Below are 16,037 nucleotides of genomic sequence, written 5' to 3'. Positions count from 1 at the left end.
CTTTTTCATGGCCGGAACCATCGCCAAGCCATGGTGTGGACAATCAGATTTTTTGTCCGGCGGGCCCGACGCCGACGCTGACCGTGATCCGCTGCAGTTCAGTTCGGCCCTGCGGAAACTTCACCTCCAGCGTGACCGTGTCGGTGCCTGCGAAGTCGGCCTTGGACTGGTAGAAGGCGATGAAGCCGGGCACTTCCAGGGCCAGACACTGCTTGTAGTTGGTTGCGGAGATCTTGCCGCGCTTGATCGTCACGGTTCCGTTGCCGGGTGGCGTCACCAGCCGGATCGAGGGAAGCGGACCGGACGAGCAGTCCGGCTGCACGTTAAGATACACCCCAACCTGGATCGCCTTGCCGGCGACACCCTTGGCGCTGCGCTCGACCGTGGTCTGGGCAGGAGAAGGTGTGGTCGGCGCAACCGGCGCTTGTGCCAGGGTTACGGGAGCCGAGACGAGCAGCCCTGCGATGGCAAGCCCGAGCAAGCTGCACCATCCTTGCTCCGATCGAATAGTCACCTGCATCAGTCCGTCGCTCCCCGCGTCGTCGCCAGATTGCCGCATTCGGCCGGATCGTTCAACGGATGGCCGGATTCCGACGGACCGTCGGCATGAGCTTTCCAGAGCTTCCATCGCGCCTTCCTCAGCTCGCTTCTGAAACCCCGATGTCGTGCATCGCCGTCAGCTTTCATCGGCTGATCGCTATCCCCCGGCCATGACTGTTTCTGATTGCTGCCATTCGTGTCTGTCCGTATCGTGCGGCGCGAACAGGCGTAGGGTGGATGGAGTTGGAAGGTCGTTATCGGGCTGATATCGATGGCCTCAGGGCGATCGCCGTCTGCATTGTTGTATTGTTCCACCTGAGAGTTGGTGGCTTTGGTGGCGGCTTCGCCGGCGTCGATATCTTCTTCGTCATCTCCGGCTACCTGATCACCGGGCACATCCTCCGCGATATCGAGTTCGGCACGTTTTCGTTCGCAGGATTCTATGCGCGCCGGGCCCGGCGCATCCTGCCAGCGCTCATCGTCACCATCATGCTGACCGTGGCGGCTGGCTGGCTGTGGCTGCCTCCGGACGAGTTGCGTCAGCTTGCCAAGGAGGCGACGCACGGGCTGCTCTCGATCGCCAACGTTCAATATTGGCGTGAGGCGAACCAGTATTTCGCACCGAGCGCCGATCGACTCGGGCTGTTGCACCTGTGGTCGCTGTCGGCGGAGGAGCAGTTCTATCTCGTCACGCCGTTGATCCTGGTGCTCCTCAGCCGTACGCGTCACGTGTTCACCGGCATCGCGCTGGCGGGGCTTGCGTCGTTCGTGGCGGCCATCATCTGGCTTCCCAGAGATCCCGAGGCGGTTTTCTTCCTGACGCCGTTTCGTGCATTCGAGTTCGTCCTCGGTGCATTGACCATCGTGTTGGAGCGACGCGTTACGGCTTGGCAGGCGGCTCGGACGGTCGCGGCGTGGATCGGGTATGCCGCGCTTTTCTCGAGCCTCCTGGTGATCGAGCGCTTCCAGCACGACGCCGGGCTCGGCGCCCTGCCGCCCAGCCTCGCGACGGCCGTGATCATTGCGGCGAACCGACCGGTGCGCCTGTTCGCAAATCGGGCGGTCCTGGCGATCGGACGCTCGTCTTACTCGCTCTATCTCGTGCACTGGCCGGTGATCTACTTCGCGAGCTTCATTTTTGGCGAGCGGGCCGGCGGCACGGCGGGTCTGGCCGGGCAATTGCTGGTCATGGCGGCGCTGACCGCCGCGATGTTCTTTCTCATCGAGCAGCCCATCCGCCGGGCCCGCAGTGTGCAGTGGAAGCAGGCAACCGCGTTCGCGACGGTGCTCGGCCTCTGCATCGTCGTCACCCACGGAACGTTCAAGGCAGACGGCGTCGCGTGGCGGCTTCCGGCGGAGCAACGTGCCCGGCTGGAGCTGCAGCGATTTGGTATGAGCCCCTGTATTCGCTCAGGGGATTATTGCGAGTTCGGCGCTCCCGCCGGCTCTCGCACGCTGGAGCTGCTCGGTGATTCCTACGTTCAACAATACGTCGCCGTGTTGGACGACCAGCTCAAGGCGCATGGCATTCGCGGCAAGACGTCGACAGTCGGCGGTTGTCCGATGCTTGTCGGTGTTGCCCCGCGCCCGCCGCGCGTGGCCGAATGCATCGCCCTTCGCGAGCGCGAGCTGGCGCGCGTCCAGGCGTCGGCGGCCGATCTCGTCGTGATCGGGCAAGCGTGGCACCTCTATCTGACTGGGGACGGCGAGCCAGACGAGCGAAGGGCCGCTGACATCCGCGATGGCCTGAACGCGCTGCTTCGTCTGCTCGATCGGCCCGGCCGCCGCTTCCTGATCATCGGCGGCCAGGTGAGACCGGTGACGTGCAGCTTCGATCACATGCGGATGCAGCCCGGACCGTTGTGGCATGCGCCGCCTCCGCAATGTACCGCGCTGGATTCGGCCAAGGCGCGCGCAGATGCGCTCGAAATCGATCGTCTGCTGGACTCCGCGTTGACGGGGACGCGCAACGCCGTGCTGCTGCGGCCGACCGCTGTGTATTGCGACCAGGATTGTCCGGTCGTGCGCCACGACGGCGTCTGGATGTTTCTCGATCCAGGTCATTTCACGGTGGCGGGAGCAAAGTGGATGGGGCAGCGCGCCGCCTCTGTCATCGCTCAATTCATCTCCGAGCAGTCCAAGCCGTAGCGGAGAGGGCCGGCTCCGAAATTGGCCTTTCCTGGGCGCCGCCACGCCGCCGCCTGCCGGAGGTCATCGGATGGGTCCGATGGCGTCATGACTGTTTCCCGCTGTTGCCATTGGCGTCTGCGCATCTCGTTTGCCTCGAAGCATGCGCGGGGTGGCCACATTGGAACGCAGTCATCGTGCTGACATCGATGCCCTCAGGGCGATTGCCGTCGTCATCGTCATTCTGTTCCATCTCAAGATCAGGGGCTTCGAGGCGGGTTTTGCCGGCGTCGACATCTTCTTCGTCATCTCCGGCTATCTCATCACCGGCCAGATCCTGCGTGACGTCAGGGCAGGGCGGTTCTCGCTATCCGAATTCTATCTGCGGCGGGCGCGGCGCATTCTGCCTGCGCTGGTGACGACGATCGGCATGACCTTCGCCGTCGGCTGGCTGTTCCTGTCGCCGGAGGCCTTGCGCCAGCTGGCCAAGGAGGCGACGCACGGGCTGCTCTCGATTTCCAACATCCAGTATTGGCGCGAGGCGAGCGCCTATTTTGCGCCGACGGCGGATCAGCTGCCGCTGCTGCATCTGTGGTCGTTGTCGCTTGAGGTCCAGTTCTATGCACTGGCGCCGCTGCTCCTGATGTGGGTGGGCGCCGGCCGGCATGTCTTCCGTCTCATCGCCGCCCTCGGCCTGCTGTCGCTGGCTGCCGCTGTGCTCTGGCTGCCGCATGATGCGGACGCCGTGTTCTTCCTGACGCCGTTCCGGGTGTTCGAATTTGCGCTCGGCGCGCTCGCCATTCCGATCGAGGCGCGTCTCGCACCGTCGCCGCGCCTTCGCTCGCTCGCGGCGGCCTGTGGCGACGTCGTCCTGATCGGCAGCCTCCTCGTCATCGGCCGCATCCAGGCCTATGCGGGTGTGTCGGCGCTCGTGCCATGCGTTGCCGCGGCCGTCATCATCGCCGCAAATGCGCCGACCTCGCTGCTCATGGCCCGTCCGGTGCGCGCGGTCGGCATCGTCTCCTATTCGCTCTATCTCGTGCATTGGCCGGTGATCTTCTTCGCCAGCTTCCTCTTCGGCGATGCTGCGCAGACGGTTGCGGGGCTGGCGTCCCAGCTTGCGCTGATGGGCGCGTTGGCGGCGCTCATGTTCGTCGCGGTCGAGCAACCGCTGCGACGGCTGCCCTGGCCGCGTTTCGCGCAGGTGGCAAGCTTCGCGACCGTGCTCCTCGTCGGTGCCGGCCTGACCCATGTGACGTTCCGCGCCAACGGCGTCGTGTCGCGGCTGCCGGACGATCAGCTCGCGCTGTTCCAGCTGCAGGGCTTCGGCCTCAACAAATGCGGCCGGACGATCGGGCGCCTGTGCGCGTTCGGCGATCTTCAGGGCACGCGCGGCGTCGAGCTGCTCGGCGATTCCTACGTCCAGCAATATGTCGCGGCGCTCGACGACTCCCTGAAGACGCGCGGCATGATCGGGCATGTCTCGACGATGAGCGGCTGCCCGACGCTCGCCGGCCTGACCGCGGAAGGCCCGCGCGCGCGCGTCTGTGCGGAGCTGCGCGACAGCGAGCTGCCGCGCATCCGGCAATCGCAGGCGGATTTCGTCGTGATCGGGCAGGCCTGGCAGAATTATCTCGATCTCGGCGACGGGCCGGCGGCCCAGGCCCGGAACGCCGAGGTGGCCCATCATCTGGCCGAGACGATCCGCCTGCTCGACCGGCCCGGCCGCCATTTCCTCGTCATCGGCGGTCAGGTTCGGCCGGTGAACTGCGCGTTCGATCCGTTGCGCATGCTGCCGGGTCCGCGCTGGCACGCGCCGGCGAAGCCCTGCGATCCCGTGCCGAAGGGCGAGGCCGTCGCGGCCAACCATACCATCGACGTCGTCCTGAGCGAGGCGATCAGGCCCTTGCAGAAGGCGACGCTGCTGCGGCCCTCGGAGGTTTATTGCGACCAGGATTGTCCGGTCGTGGAGGACGGCGTCTGGCTGTTCCAGGACGCCGGCCATTTCACGGTGGCCGGCGCGCAACGCATGGGCGAGCGGGCAGCGCCGATCTTTGCGACCTTTCTCGCCGACGATTAGGGCAAAGCGCCGGACTCAGTCGCGCTCGTCCGGAAGCGATGCCGCCAGTGTCGGCGATTCCCGGACGATGCCGGTGGCGGCGAGCTCCGAGCCTTGTGCGGTGAAATGGCCCTGATCCCAGGCGATCGGCGCGCCGTCGTGCGCCTGCAGGATGCACGCACCGCCAGGGCAGAGCAGCGCGAGCAGCGATACGTAGTCCGTTCGTGGCCGGTCCTTCAGCTGCGCCCGCAGAAAGCCGTCGACCTCGCCGAAAAGATTCGGCATGTGTCCCTCGGTCGTGACGCCGAAGCGCATCGCTGCGATCAGGAGGTGGGGCAGAGCGCGGTCGAATTGCGGGCTCGGTCCGACGACAACGACCCTGCTGCCGGCGTCAGCGATCGTCCTGATGGTTGCCAGCAGGCTGGTGCGCGCCGCCGGTGCCATCGCAGTATGCGTCCAATTGCCGGAGAGAATCACCGTGTCGGGCGTGAGATTGCGGACGAGGCCGGGCAGCCGGCGATTGAAGGCTGTGCAGGCCGCCGATTGGCCCGGCTCGTCATAGGGCACGCATTGCGCCATCGTCGCGCGCAACAGCGTGGCCTGCGGCAGCGCCAGCTTCAGACCGTGAGCCAGATGTGCGGCATGGCTGTCGCCCCACAACAGGATGTTGGGATGCGGGCCCTTGGCGAGACAGGCGGGCTGCAGCGCCTCGACTGTTTGACCCGGGGCGAGGAAGCAGCGGCCTTCCTCGTAGACGTCCCTGTGGTCGTAGCCGAGGAAGTCGGCCATGGCCCGTTGCTGCGGGGAGAACCGGTTGGGAAAGCCGGACGCGGAGATCATGACGACGCTGGCGGCGAGCGCAGCTGCGCCGGTTGCCGCGAGGGCGCGCGCCGTTCCCGGCCAATCGGCGCGGCGGGCCGGCTGCTCGATCAGATAGAAGCTCGCCAGCGCCAGGGTCGTGCAGCCACAGAGCAGCGCGAGCTTGTCTATCGCTGAGCCGGGCGGCCCCCAGATGGCGGTTGCGAACGAGACCACCGGCCAGTGCCAGAGATAAAGCGAGTAGGACCACAGGCCGACGGCCATCATTGGCCGCGCCAGCATCAGGACGGTCCTCGGCAGGGCCGGCTTGCCCCAGATCACCGCGGCGGTGCCGAGGCAGGGCAGCAGCGCCGCCGTGCCCGGGTAGAGCGTGCGCGGTGAGAAGATGTTGACCGAGGCGCCGAGCGCGATCCACCCCAGCGTGGTCGCCGCGATCCTGAGCCGCTCGCTCCGCAGCGCCGGCAGCGCCTCCACCCCCAGCAATGCGCCGAGCGCAAGCTGCCAAGCCCGCGCCGGCAGCAGATAGAACGCCGCCGCCGGCTGCATCCGGGTCTGGACGACGCAGAGCAGGAACGAGACGGCGCAGGCTGCGGCGAGGATCGCCAGCATCTGTGCGCGCCGCAGCGCAAAGACGGCCAGCGCCAGCGCCGGAAACAGCACGTAGTACTGCTCTTCGACACCGAGCGACCAGGTGTGCAGCAACGGCTTGGCGATGGCGGCGCCATCGAAATAGCTCTGCTGCGACCAGAACAGGATGTTGGAGCTGAAGGTCAGCACGGCCACCGCCTGCTGAGCCACCGATACCGTCTCCTGCGGCAGCAGGATCAGGCTGGCGCCGACCAGGGTCGCGCACAGCATGGCGAACGCCGCGGGTAGGATACGCCGGGCGCGGCGGCGATAGAATGCCGCGAACGAGAACGTGCCCGTGCTGGCCTCGTCGTGGATGATCCGGGTGATCAGAAAGCCAGAGATGACGAAGAACACGTCCACGCCGACATAGCCGCTGCGGAATGGCGGAATGTCGTAGTGGAACGCGATGACCGAGATGACCGCGAAGGCGCGCAGGCAGTCGATGTCGGGACGATAGTCGGTTGAGCTCAAGGTCCAGGTCCGAACGGCGCGCGCGGCTGGCGTCTTCTCGAGCGATCAGCGCGGGCGGAGCGACCTGAGTAAGCGCCGATTGCAACTGCATTGAGGGATTCCTGTGGTGCAACCGGTCGTGCAGACATGACACAACGCCACTGAATTGACATCGCTGGGGCTCAGCGCGGCTTTCCTTCACAGACTTGCCTCAATGGCGTGTTGGCTTCGCAAGTAGTTCATGCGTCGAGCGAGCGTGTCATGCGTACATTGGGGCGGAAGACCGGCCGGGCCGGCTTGTTGTGCGGCGTTGTTCTATTACAGGTTGCGTCGATGGCTCCCGTTGCGCAGGGGGCAGAGGCGGGGGGAGCGAGTGCGGCGCCTGCCACCGATGTAGCCAGGGACGTGCAGAAGGAGAGCGGTCCCTTTGGCGGATGCGAGCCGATCGGGCTTACTGCATCCGGCGAGCTGGTATTTCCGCTCGACTGCAAGAAGCTGATCAAGAAGCCGGCCGAGGCTCCGGTCGCGGCTGTCGATAAGACCGCCGACGACAGGACCGCATCTACGGACGCCAAGACAGACGCCAAGGCGGACCCCAAGCCGGCACAATCGAGCCCATCGGCCACTGCCGAGGCCAAGCCGGCGGCCAATGACGCGGCTGCGGCCGCCCAACCCGTGCCCGCCGCAGAGGAGAAGCAGGCGACTGCCGGGGACAAGGCGGAGGCGGTCTCCAAGGCTGCTGCCCTCGATCCCGCGGCGGCTGCCAAACCTGCGTCGAGCAACCCGGCAACCGGCAAGGCCACCCCGGCCAAGCCTGCGGCAGCGAAGACCATCTCCGGCCGAGCATTGTCCGTGACCGCGGCGGCAGGTGGTGCGGCGCCGAGCAGAACGGCCTCAGGCAACGCACCCGACAAGCCTTCGGCCGGCAAGCCTTCGGCCGCCAAGGCGACATCCGCCAAAGCCGTGGTCGTTGCCGTCAAGGATGCGGCGCCCAAGGGGGGACAGACCGAGCAGCCGAAAGCCGCCGGCAAGGAGACCGGCAAGCCCACGACGATGTCGGCGATCCGATCGATGATCGTGATGGCGAAGCCGGCCAACACCGGAACGCCGGTTGCGGCCCGCTCCCAAGCCGAGGAGCGGCCACGGCGTACCGCCGGCTTGCCGCCCTGCGTGCAGTTCCGCAGCTACAATCCGGCTACACGGAGCTATCGCGGCTTCGACGGTCACACCTACGCCTGCCGCTGAGGCTGGGAGAGGGGGCTGCAATGGGCGGCCGCCCCCGTCGCGTGCGGCTCGGACAATGCCGTCCGAGACCTGCTATAGATCGGAGCTGACTTGTCCCGCACGCGTGCCGATGCCTCCGATCTGAAATGACCGAGCCCCAATCCGACCTGTTCGAAATGCGCCGCCTCGAATCGCTCTCCAACACCATCTTCGGTGTGGCGATGACGCTTCTGGCCTATGACCTGCCGAAGCCCCATTTCGCGCAACTGCCGGACTGGGTGGATCTGGCACACACCTATTCCGGCAGGCTCGCCGGGCTGGCGCTGAGCTTCATCATCGCCGGCGTGTTCTGGATCAGCCATCACCGCCGGCTGGCGCGGCAGCCGTTCGGCAGCCGTCCCGTCGTGCTGCTCAACCTGTTCTTCCTGCTGTCGATCGTGCTGCTGCCGGTCACCAACGGTCTGTACGGCGGCTACCGGCTGTCGAGCGCGGTGGCCGTGCTGTACGGCCTGCATCTGACGGTGATCGCCGCTCTCAACGCCGCGCTGTGGTGGCTCGCACTGCCGAGCGGCCGCCATGCCGAGATCGCCGGCGCGGTCTTCCCGGTGGTCGTGTTCGTGCCGGGCATGGTGATTGCCGCCTACGCGCCGGAATATGTCCAATATTTCTGGATGCTCGGCTTCGGCGGAATGTTGGTGCGGCGCTTCGTGCGCTCGGCGCCGGTGCAAGCCGCAGGCGACCGTCCTTGAGACAAAAAAACGCGGCGGGCCATCAGACCCGCCGCGCCTTCCGATCTTGAACTCGCTGGTCCAGGGCCGAGACCGCCCCGTTGCCAAGCCGCGATAGCGCGATCGCTGACGAATCACGCGCTCATCGAACGTCGCTCATGAAGAGCTGCTCAGCGGGCGATCCCAGCGAGGTGACAGCGCTTGGTGAAAGACACTGGATCACCTCCTTTCGTTGTTGATGGAAATGTCAATATAGGCCGGGGCGGGCCGGGATGGTAGGGGGGCCGAATACGGAACTTCCCGTCGTGATCCATGCTGCATTGCGGTTCGGAACGGACGGATCCTTCGAAACGCGCCGTTCGACCGCGGCCTCAATCACCTCCGGTGCCGGACTTGGCCTGAAGCGGTCCTGAGCCCGAAGAGGTTGAGACCGGCGCCGGACCATGTTAGGGAACGCGCCGATGCGGGTGTAGCTCAATGGTAGAGCAGCAGCCTTCCAAGCTGAATACGAGGGTTCGATTCCCTTCACCCGCTCCAGCCTTCACCCGCTCCAGACCGTCGATCCGCCAACAGATGGCGCCGGCCCTGCTGGAGACCGATCAATCGCAATAGATCTGATTTCCGATCCGCCGGCATGACCTGCCATCGCTGAAGGTGGTCGTGTTCCCGATCGTCTGCGAGGACGTGCCGTCGCTGTAATAAGTGTGACTGCCGATCTGCTGCGAGCTCGTCCCGTCGCTGTTGTAGGTGAAACGCCCGACCTGCTGCGACGAGGTGCCGTCGCTCCAATAGGTGTTGTTGCCGATGCGCTGCCCGGACATGCCATTGTCGCACACGACCTGATTGCCGATGACTTGGCAGGTCTCAGCCTCGGCTGCGGTCGCTGCCAGCAGGAAGGCGATCGCGAGGACGTGGCGCATGACGGTGTCTCCTGGCGTTGCAATATCCAAGCGCAACCAAGGCGCGAGTGCAATAGAGAGCAATCGGGAACGTCAGGCCGTCATCGCGCGGCGGCGCCGATGCCGGCCCTGCGTGCTGCTTCGCCGCCCTTGAACGCCTTCATCTGACCGCTGAGGAAGCGCAGCAGATGACTTGCCGCGTGGGGCAGCTCGCGGCCGCGCCGGGTGATGACGCAGGCCTCGCTCGAGGACAGCAGGCGGCTGTCGATCGGTATCGCAGCGAGCGAGCCGTCGGCGAGATCGGCAGCAATGGAGAACGCGGGGAGCAGCGTCAGGCCGAGGCCGCTCTTGACGAAGTGACGGAGCACGTTGATCGAGCTGGTCGTGAGCTTCGGCGCCAGCGCGATGTGCTCGGCGGCTTCTGCCAGCGCGACGATCTGGCGGGTGCCGTAGCTTGCATGCATCAGGCCGAGCGGATGGTCGGCAAGCTCGCGCAGGCGCAAGGGACGGCCGAGCCGCGTCAGCGCATGATCCGGCGGCGCGATCGCGCAGAGTGGCTGGCGGCTTGCGGTGGCGATCCGGATGCGCGGATCGGCTGAGGGGTTGAACACCAGGCCGATGTGATAGCGGTCCTCAGCCACCGCGTTGACGACCTCGTTGGTGCCGGCGAGATCGAACGCCATGGTCAGATCGGGATGGCGCTGCCAGAATCGGCCGAGCGGGCCCGACATCAGGTCGCTGACGAAGCCTTCGCCGAGCACGATGTCGACATGGCCGCGCTTGAGCCCTTGCAACTCGCGCAGCTTGGCCACGGTGTCGGCCTGGTCGGCCTGCCATTGCCGGAAGCGCTCGGCCAGCAGCGCGCCGGCCGCGGTGGCGCGGATGCCGCGGCTGAGCCGCTCGACCAGCGTGAGCCCGAGCTCCTTCTCCAGCAGCGCGATCTGCCGGCTGATCACGGAGGCGTTGATGTCGAGGGCCTCGGCGGCGGCGCGGACCGAGCCGAGCCGGATCGCCTCGTGGAGATAATGGAGCCGGTGGTGGTCGAGCAAGGCGGACATGGCTTCGGATGAGTGTTGACCAGAGGTCAACACTAGCGCCGGGTTGCGCTGATGTCTGCCCTGGAATCGGGCGGCTAGATTTTCTGGGCAGTATCTCAGGAGGCATCGTGACCGCCGTCGGCATCATCGGACTTGGCAACATGGGACGCGGCATGGCGCTGACGCTGAAGGGCGCGGGCTTCGCCGTCACCGGCTATGACGCATCCGAGGCAACCCGCGCGGCGCTGGCCGTCGCGGGCATTGCCATTGCTGACGGCATCGGCGCCGTGGTCGCAGCCGCCGACACCATCATCCTGTCGCTGCCGACGGCCGAGATCGTCGCGCGCGTGGTGGAGGGCGCCGACGGCATCCTCGCCCATGCGCGGGCCGGTGCCGTCATCGCAGACACCTCCACGTCTCATCCCGAAACGTCGCGGCGGCTCGCGGGCCTGCTCAAGGCGCGCGGCATGGGCTTCGTCGATGCGCCGGTCAGCGGCGGACCGAAGGGCGCGGCGACGGGCACCATGACCATGGTGATCGGTGCCGACGACGACGATCTCGCCCGGGTGCTGCCGGTGCTTGAGCGGATGAGCGCCAAGCGCGTGCATGTCGGCGGCGTCGGTGCCGGCAATGTCGCCAAGATCGTCAACAATCTGCTCTGCGCCGCGCATCTGCTCACCGCCGCCGAAGCGCTGCGCATCGCCGATGCCGCCGGCGTCGATGCGTTCAGGCTGCTCGACGGCCTCAACGCCGGCTCCGGCCGCTCCGGCATCACCCAGGTCAACGTGCCCAACTGGATCCTCAACGGCGCCTTCGATTCCGGCTTCACCATGCAGTTGATGCGCAAGGATGTGAGACTCGCGGCGCAGCTCATCGGCGAGCTCGGCCTTGCCTTGCCGATGGCGGCCGACACCGCGCGCATCTGGGCCGAGAGTGCTGGCAGCATCGCGGACCCTGAGGATTTCAACCGCATCGTCGAGCTGCAGCTCGGCCCGATCTCGAAGACATGAGTGCAGCCATGACCCACTTCATCGACCCGCGACTGCGCGAGGTCATCCGGCCGTTCTGGCCCGACTTCGCGAGCATCGGCTCGCATGTCGGCGGCGAACTCGTCATCGGCGATGGCGCGACCGTCTCGGTGAATGATCCCGCCACCGGGCAATTGCTGTTCAGCTATGCGGATGCGGGTGCCGACGTCGCCGCGAAGGCCGCAGCGGCGGCGACGGCCGGGCAGGCGGAGTGGGCACGTGTCACCGCTGCGGGCCGCGGCCGCATCATGCAGGCCATCGCGCGCGCGATTCTCGCCGCGGCCGAGCCGCTGGCGCTACTGGAATCGCTCTCCGCCGGCAAGCCGATCCGCGACACAAGGGGCGAGGTCGCCAAGGTCGCGGAGATGTTCGAATACTATGCGGGGTGGGCCGACAAATTCCACGGCGACGTCATCCCGGTGCCGTCGAGCCATCTCAACTACACGCGCCGCGAGCCGATGGGCGTCGTGCTGCAGATCACGCCATGGAATGCGCCGGTCTTCACCGCCGGCTGGCAGATCGCGCCCGCGATCAGCATGGGCAATGCGGTGCTGCTCAAGCCGTCCGAACTGACGCCGCTGACGTCCCTGGCGCTCGCGGTGATCGCCGAGGGCGCGGGGCTGCCGAAGGGCGTCGTCAACGTGCTCGCCGGCTTCGGCCACACCACGGGGCAGGCGGCATTGAGTCAGCCGGCGGTGAAGAAGGTCGTGTTCGTCGGCTCGGTGCCGACGGGCCGCCTGATCGGCGAGGCCGCGGCGCGGCGGCTGGTGCCGTCGGTGCTCGAGCTCGGCGGCAAGTCCGCCAACATCGTGTTCGCCGATGCCGATCTCGAACGCGCCGCGATCGGCGCGCAGGCGGCGATCTTCGGCGGTGCGGGACAGAGCTGCGTCGCGGGCTCGCGTCTGCTGGTGCAGAGCGCGGTGTACGACCGTTTCGTCGATCTGGTCGCGAAAGGCGCAGCCAAGATCAAATGCGGTGATCCGCTGTCGGCGGACACCGAGATCGGTCCGATCAACAACGCCAGGCAATATGATCGCGTGCTGTCGCTGATCCGCGACGGCGTGGGGGAGGGGGCCGAGATCGTCAGCGGCAGCTTTGGCGAGGCCGCGTCCAGCGGCTACTACGTCAAGCCGACCGTGCTCAAGAACGTCACCAACGCGATGAGCATTGCGCGCAAGGAGGTGTTCGGCCCCGTGGTCGCGGCGATCCGCTTCGAGACCGAGGCGGAGGCGATCGCGATCGCCAATGACAGCGAGTTCGGCCTTGCCGGCGCGGTGTGGACGAAGGACGTCGCGCGCGCGCATCGCGTTGCAGCGAGCGTGAAGGCCGGTACCTTCTGGATCAACTCCTACAAGACGATCAATGTCGCCTCGCCCTTCGGCGGCTACAACAACAGCGGCCATGGCCGCTCCTCCGGCGTCGAGGCGCTCTACGAATATACGCAGGTGAAAAGCGTGTGGGTCGAGACCGCCGCCGAGCCCGCGGTCGCTTTCGGCTACGCGCCCGGCTTGCGTGAGTGAGACGATGTCGTGAATCAGGTGCTTGCGCCGACGGGGCTGCATGGCATGATCGGTGCAAGAACTGCGCGCCCACGGAACGACGAGCCAGTTCCGAAATAAGGAACAGAGTGATGCCGCGCTTCGTCAACGTCGCCATTGGTCAACTCGGCCCGATTGCCAGGAGCGAGTCACGGACCGCGGTGGTTGCGCGGCTGATCGCCTTGATGCGCCAGGCCCACGCCAATGGCTGCGATCTCATCGTCTATCCCGAGCTCGCGCTCACGACCTTCTTCCCGCGCTGGTACATGGCCGATCAGGCGGAGATCGATTGCTATTTCGAGCGCGAGATGCCGGGGCCGGAGACGCAGGCTCTGTTCGCCCTCGCGAAGGAGCTGCGCATCGGCTTCTGCCTCGGCTATGCCGAGCTCACGATCGAGGACGGTGTGGTGCACCGCTACAACACGGCGATTCTGGTCGACAAGGACGCGCGCATCGTCTCGAAATACCGCAAGGTGCATCTGCCGGGTCATGCCGAGCACGAGCCGTGGCGCAAGTTCCAGCATCTGGAAAAGCGTTACTTCGAGCCCGGCAAGAGTTTCGGCGTGGCCGACGCATTCGGCGGCGTCATCGGCATGGCGATCTGCAACGACCGCCGCTGGCCCGAGACCTATCGCGTGATGGGGCTGCAGGGCGTCGAGATGGTGCTGATCGGCTACAACACGCCGGTGCACAATCCGCCGGCGCCGGAGCATGACGACCTCTCGCTGTTCCACAACCGCCTCGTGATGCAGTCCGGTGCCTATCAGAACGGCACCTGGGTGATCGGCGTCGCCAAGGGCGGCATCGAGGAGGGCATCGACCACATCGCCGGCAGCTGCATCATCGCGCCGTCAGGCGAGATCGTCGCGGCCTGCGCCACGAAGGGCGACGAGATCGCGCTGGCGCGATGCGACCTCGATCTGTGCAAGTCCTATAAGCAGACGATCTTCAATTTCGACGTCCATCGCCAGCCGGGGGCTTACGGCATGATCGTCGAGCGCAAGGGCGAGACGCTGATGGCGGATGGATCGCCGGTGAAGAAGCAGTGATGCAAGGCCGAGACCCCTCCACGAGTCATTCCGGGGCATCGCGCAGCGATGAGCCCGGAATCCATAACCACAGGCAAACGTGCGGGGCACGCGGGTGGTGACATCTCGCATCTCCAACGCCCGCCTGTGGCTGTGGAATCCGGGCTCGCGCCGCTGCGCGGTACGCCCCGGAATGACGCGTGGAGACGAGCGGGCTCTTGCGCTCCATGCCTCATTTGCGTTCAAATGAATGCACTCGACGTGCATGGCATGGGCCTTGCTTACAATTTCGGCAATTGAACTCAGGCATCTTGCATCAGGAGAGAACATGGATCGCAGAACGGTATTGAAGGGATTGGCAGGCGCGGGTGGTCTGGCGCTGACGGGAATTGCAGCGCCGGCGATCGCACAAGGTGCAAATGCGCGGACCTTGCGCTTTGTGCCGCAGGCCAATCTTGCCAATTTCGATCCGATCTGGGGCACGCAATACGTCGTGCGCAACGCGGCGGCGATGGTCTGGGACACGCTGTACGGCATCGACGACAAGTTCGTGCCGCAGCGCCAGATGGTGGAGTCGGAAGAAGTCTCCTCCGACGGCCTGACTTGGACCTTCAAGCTGCGTCCCGGCCTGAAATTCCACGACGGTGAGCCGGTGCTCGCCAAGGACGTGGTGGCGAGCCTGACGCGCTGGTCGGCGCGCGATCCGATGGGCCTGATGCTCAAGGCGATCCAGAACGAGCTCACGGCGGTCGACGACACGACTTTCAAGTGGGTGCTGAAGCAGCCTTACCCGAAAATGCTGTTCGCGCTGGGCAAGGGCAATGCGCCCTGCGCCTTCATCATGCCTGAGCGCATCGCGCAGACCGACCCGTTCAAGCAGATGTCGGAATACATCGGCTCCGGTCCGTTCAAATTCGTCAAGGGCGAGTGGGTGCCGGGCGCCAAGGCGGTGTTCGAGAAGTTCGCCGACTACGTGCCGCGCGACGAGAAGCCGGTGTGGCTTGCCGGCGGCAAGAAGGTGCTGGTCGATCGTGTTGAATGGGTGATCATGCCCGATCCGGCGACCGCCGCCGCCGCCTTGCAGAACGGCGAGGTCGACTGGTGGGAGAACCCGATCACCGATCTCGTGCCGGTGCTGAAGGGCAACAAGAACATCGGCGTCGACATCGGCGATCCTCTCGGCAATGTCGGCTCGTTCCGCATGAACCATCTGCATGCGCCGTTCAACAATGTGAAGGCGCGCCAGGCCATCCTGATGGCGCTGAGCCAGGAAGACTACATGCGCGCGCTGGTCGGCGACGACAACGCGCTGTGGAAGCCGCTGCCCGGCTTCTTCACCCCGGACACGCCGCTCTACACCGAGGCCGGCGGCGAGATCCTGAAGGGCAAGCGCGACTTCGCGGCGGCCAAGAAGCTGCTCGAGGAAGCCGGCTACAAGGGCGAGCCGATCACCTGCGTGGTCGCGCAGGACCAGCCGATCACCAAGGCGTTCGGCGACGTCACCGCCGATCTGCTCAAGAAGCTCGGCATGAATGTGGACTTCGTCGCCACCGATTGGGGCACCGTGGGCGCCCGCCGCGCCCAGAAGACGCCGCCTGCCCAAGGCGGCTGGCACATGTTCCACACCTGGCATGCCGGCGCTGATTGCATCAACCCGGCCGCCTACACCGCGCTGCGCGCCAATGGCGACAAGGCCTGGTTCGGCTGGCCGACCAGCGAGAAGGTCGAGACGGAGATCACCAACTGGTTCAACGCCAAGTCGCTCGACGAGGAGAAGACCGTCGCGGCCCGCATCAACAAGGCAGCGCTCGACGACGTCGTGTTTGCACCGACCGGCTTCTTCCTCGGCTACACCGCGTGGCGCAAGAACGTCTCCGGCGTGACCAAGGGGCCGATCCCGCTGTTCTGGGGCGTATCGAAGACCGCATAA

General features: G+C 66.1%; 12 protein-coding genes and 1 tRNA gene. 9 read left to right on the top strand and 4 right to left on the bottom strand.

Annotated features, from left to right (window positions below):
- Nucleotides 1–43: 43 nt before the first annotated feature.
- Nucleotides 44–520 carry a hypothetical protein gene (locus tag HL666_RS05590; RefSeq protein ID WP_172180943.1) on the bottom strand — a complete coding sequence of 159 codons (477 nt, stop codon included), beginning with the start codon at nucleotides 518–520 and terminating at the stop codon, nucleotides 44–46.
- A 257-nt stretch (nucleotides 521–777) separates the two neighbouring features.
- Here HL666_RS05590 and HL666_RS05585 point away from each other — a divergent pair, with 257 nt between their 5' ends.
- The gene (locus HL666_RS05585; protein ID WP_311975699.1) at nucleotides 778–2,688 is read left to right on the top strand and encodes an acyltransferase family protein; all 1,911 of its coding nucleotides are present in this window, start codon (nucleotides 778–780) and stop codon (nucleotides 2,686–2,688) included.
- A gap of 160 nt (nucleotides 2,689–2,848) precedes the next feature.
- A complete protein-coding gene (locus HL666_RS05580; RefSeq protein ID WP_172180941.1) occupies nucleotides 2,849–4,747 on the top strand; it encodes an acyltransferase family protein in 1,899 nt (632 codons plus the stop codon).
- 15 nt (nucleotides 4,748–4,762) lie between these two features.
- Here HL666_RS05580 and HL666_RS05575 read toward each other — a convergent pair whose 3' ends face one another.
- The gene (locus HL666_RS05575) at nucleotides 4,763–6,646 is read right to left on the bottom strand and encodes an acyltransferase family protein (RefSeq protein ID WP_172180322.1); all 1,884 of its coding nucleotides are present in this window, start codon (nucleotides 6,644–6,646) and stop codon (nucleotides 4,763–4,765) included.
- A 312-nt stretch (nucleotides 6,647–6,958) separates the two neighbouring features.
- Between HL666_RS05575 and HL666_RS05570 the strand changes: the two genes are divergently transcribed.
- The 3 genes from HL666_RS05570 to HL666_RS05560 all read left to right on the top strand — a co-directional run bounded on the left by HL666_RS05570 (nucleotide 6,959) and on the right by HL666_RS05560 (nucleotide 9,114).
- Nucleotides 6,959–7,870: a BA14K family protein gene (locus tag HL666_RS05570; RefSeq protein ID WP_172180321.1), complete on the top strand. Its 912-nt coding sequence runs from the start codon at nucleotides 6,959–6,961 to the stop codon at nucleotides 7,868–7,870.
- 125 nt (nucleotides 7,871–7,995) lie between these two features.
- Entirely contained in the window at nucleotides 7,996–8,598 is a 603-nt protein-coding gene (locus tag HL666_RS05565) for a TMEM175 family protein (RefSeq protein WP_172107985.1), read from the top strand.
- Between the two features lie 442 nt (nucleotides 8,599–9,040).
- A tRNA-Gly gene (locus tag HL666_RS05560) sits at nucleotides 9,041–9,114 on the top strand.
- A 62-nt stretch (nucleotides 9,115–9,176) separates the two neighbouring features.
- On the opposite strand, the gene HL666_RS05555 is transcribed toward HL666_RS05560, so the two are convergent.
- Nucleotides 9,177–9,497 carry a hypothetical protein gene (locus tag HL666_RS05555; protein ID WP_172107987.1) on the bottom strand — a complete coding sequence of 107 codons (321 nt, stop codon included), beginning with the start codon at nucleotides 9,495–9,497 and terminating at the stop codon, nucleotides 9,177–9,179.
- Between the two features lie 80 nt (nucleotides 9,498–9,577).
- Nucleotides 9,578–10,534 carry a LysR family transcriptional regulator gene (locus HL666_RS05550; protein ID WP_172130854.1) on the bottom strand — a complete coding sequence of 319 codons (957 nt, stop codon included), beginning with the start codon at nucleotides 10,532–10,534 and terminating at the stop codon, nucleotides 9,578–9,580.
- 107 nt (nucleotides 10,535–10,641) lie between these two features.
- On the opposite strand from HL666_RS05550, the gene HL666_RS05545 reads away from it, so the two are divergent.
- From HL666_RS05545 to HL666_RS05530, 4 genes are all read left to right on the top strand, one after another.
- Entirely contained in the window at nucleotides 10,642–11,523 is an 882-nt protein-coding gene (locus HL666_RS05545) for an NAD(P)-dependent oxidoreductase (protein ID WP_172180319.1), read from the top strand.
- 8 nt (nucleotides 11,524–11,531) lie between these two features.
- Nucleotides 11,532–13,061, top strand: coding sequence for an aldehyde dehydrogenase family protein (locus HL666_RS05540; protein ID WP_210261761.1), 1,530 nt, complete (start codon nucleotides 11,532–11,534; stop codon nucleotides 13,059–13,061).
- A gap of 110 nt (nucleotides 13,062–13,171) precedes the next feature.
- Nucleotides 13,172–14,128, top strand: a complete 957-nt coding sequence (locus tag HL666_RS05535; RefSeq protein ID WP_172180316.1) for an N-carbamoyl-D-amino-acid hydrolase — start codon at nucleotides 13,172–13,174, stop codon at nucleotides 14,126–14,128.
- Between the two features lie 307 nt (nucleotides 14,129–14,435).
- On the top strand, nucleotides 14,436–16,037 hold the full coding sequence (locus tag HL666_RS05530) for an ABC transporter substrate-binding protein (protein ID WP_172180314.1): 1,602 nt from the start codon (nucleotides 14,436–14,438) through the stop codon (nucleotides 16,035–16,037).

This window comes from Bradyrhizobium aeschynomenes (assembly GCF_013178945.1).
GTDB lineage: Bacteria > Pseudomonadota > Alphaproteobacteria > Rhizobiales > Xanthobacteraceae > Bradyrhizobium > Bradyrhizobium aeschynomenes.
Note: the sequence above shows the minus strand (reverse complement) of the source record. Positions and strands in the feature narration are given on the sequence as shown.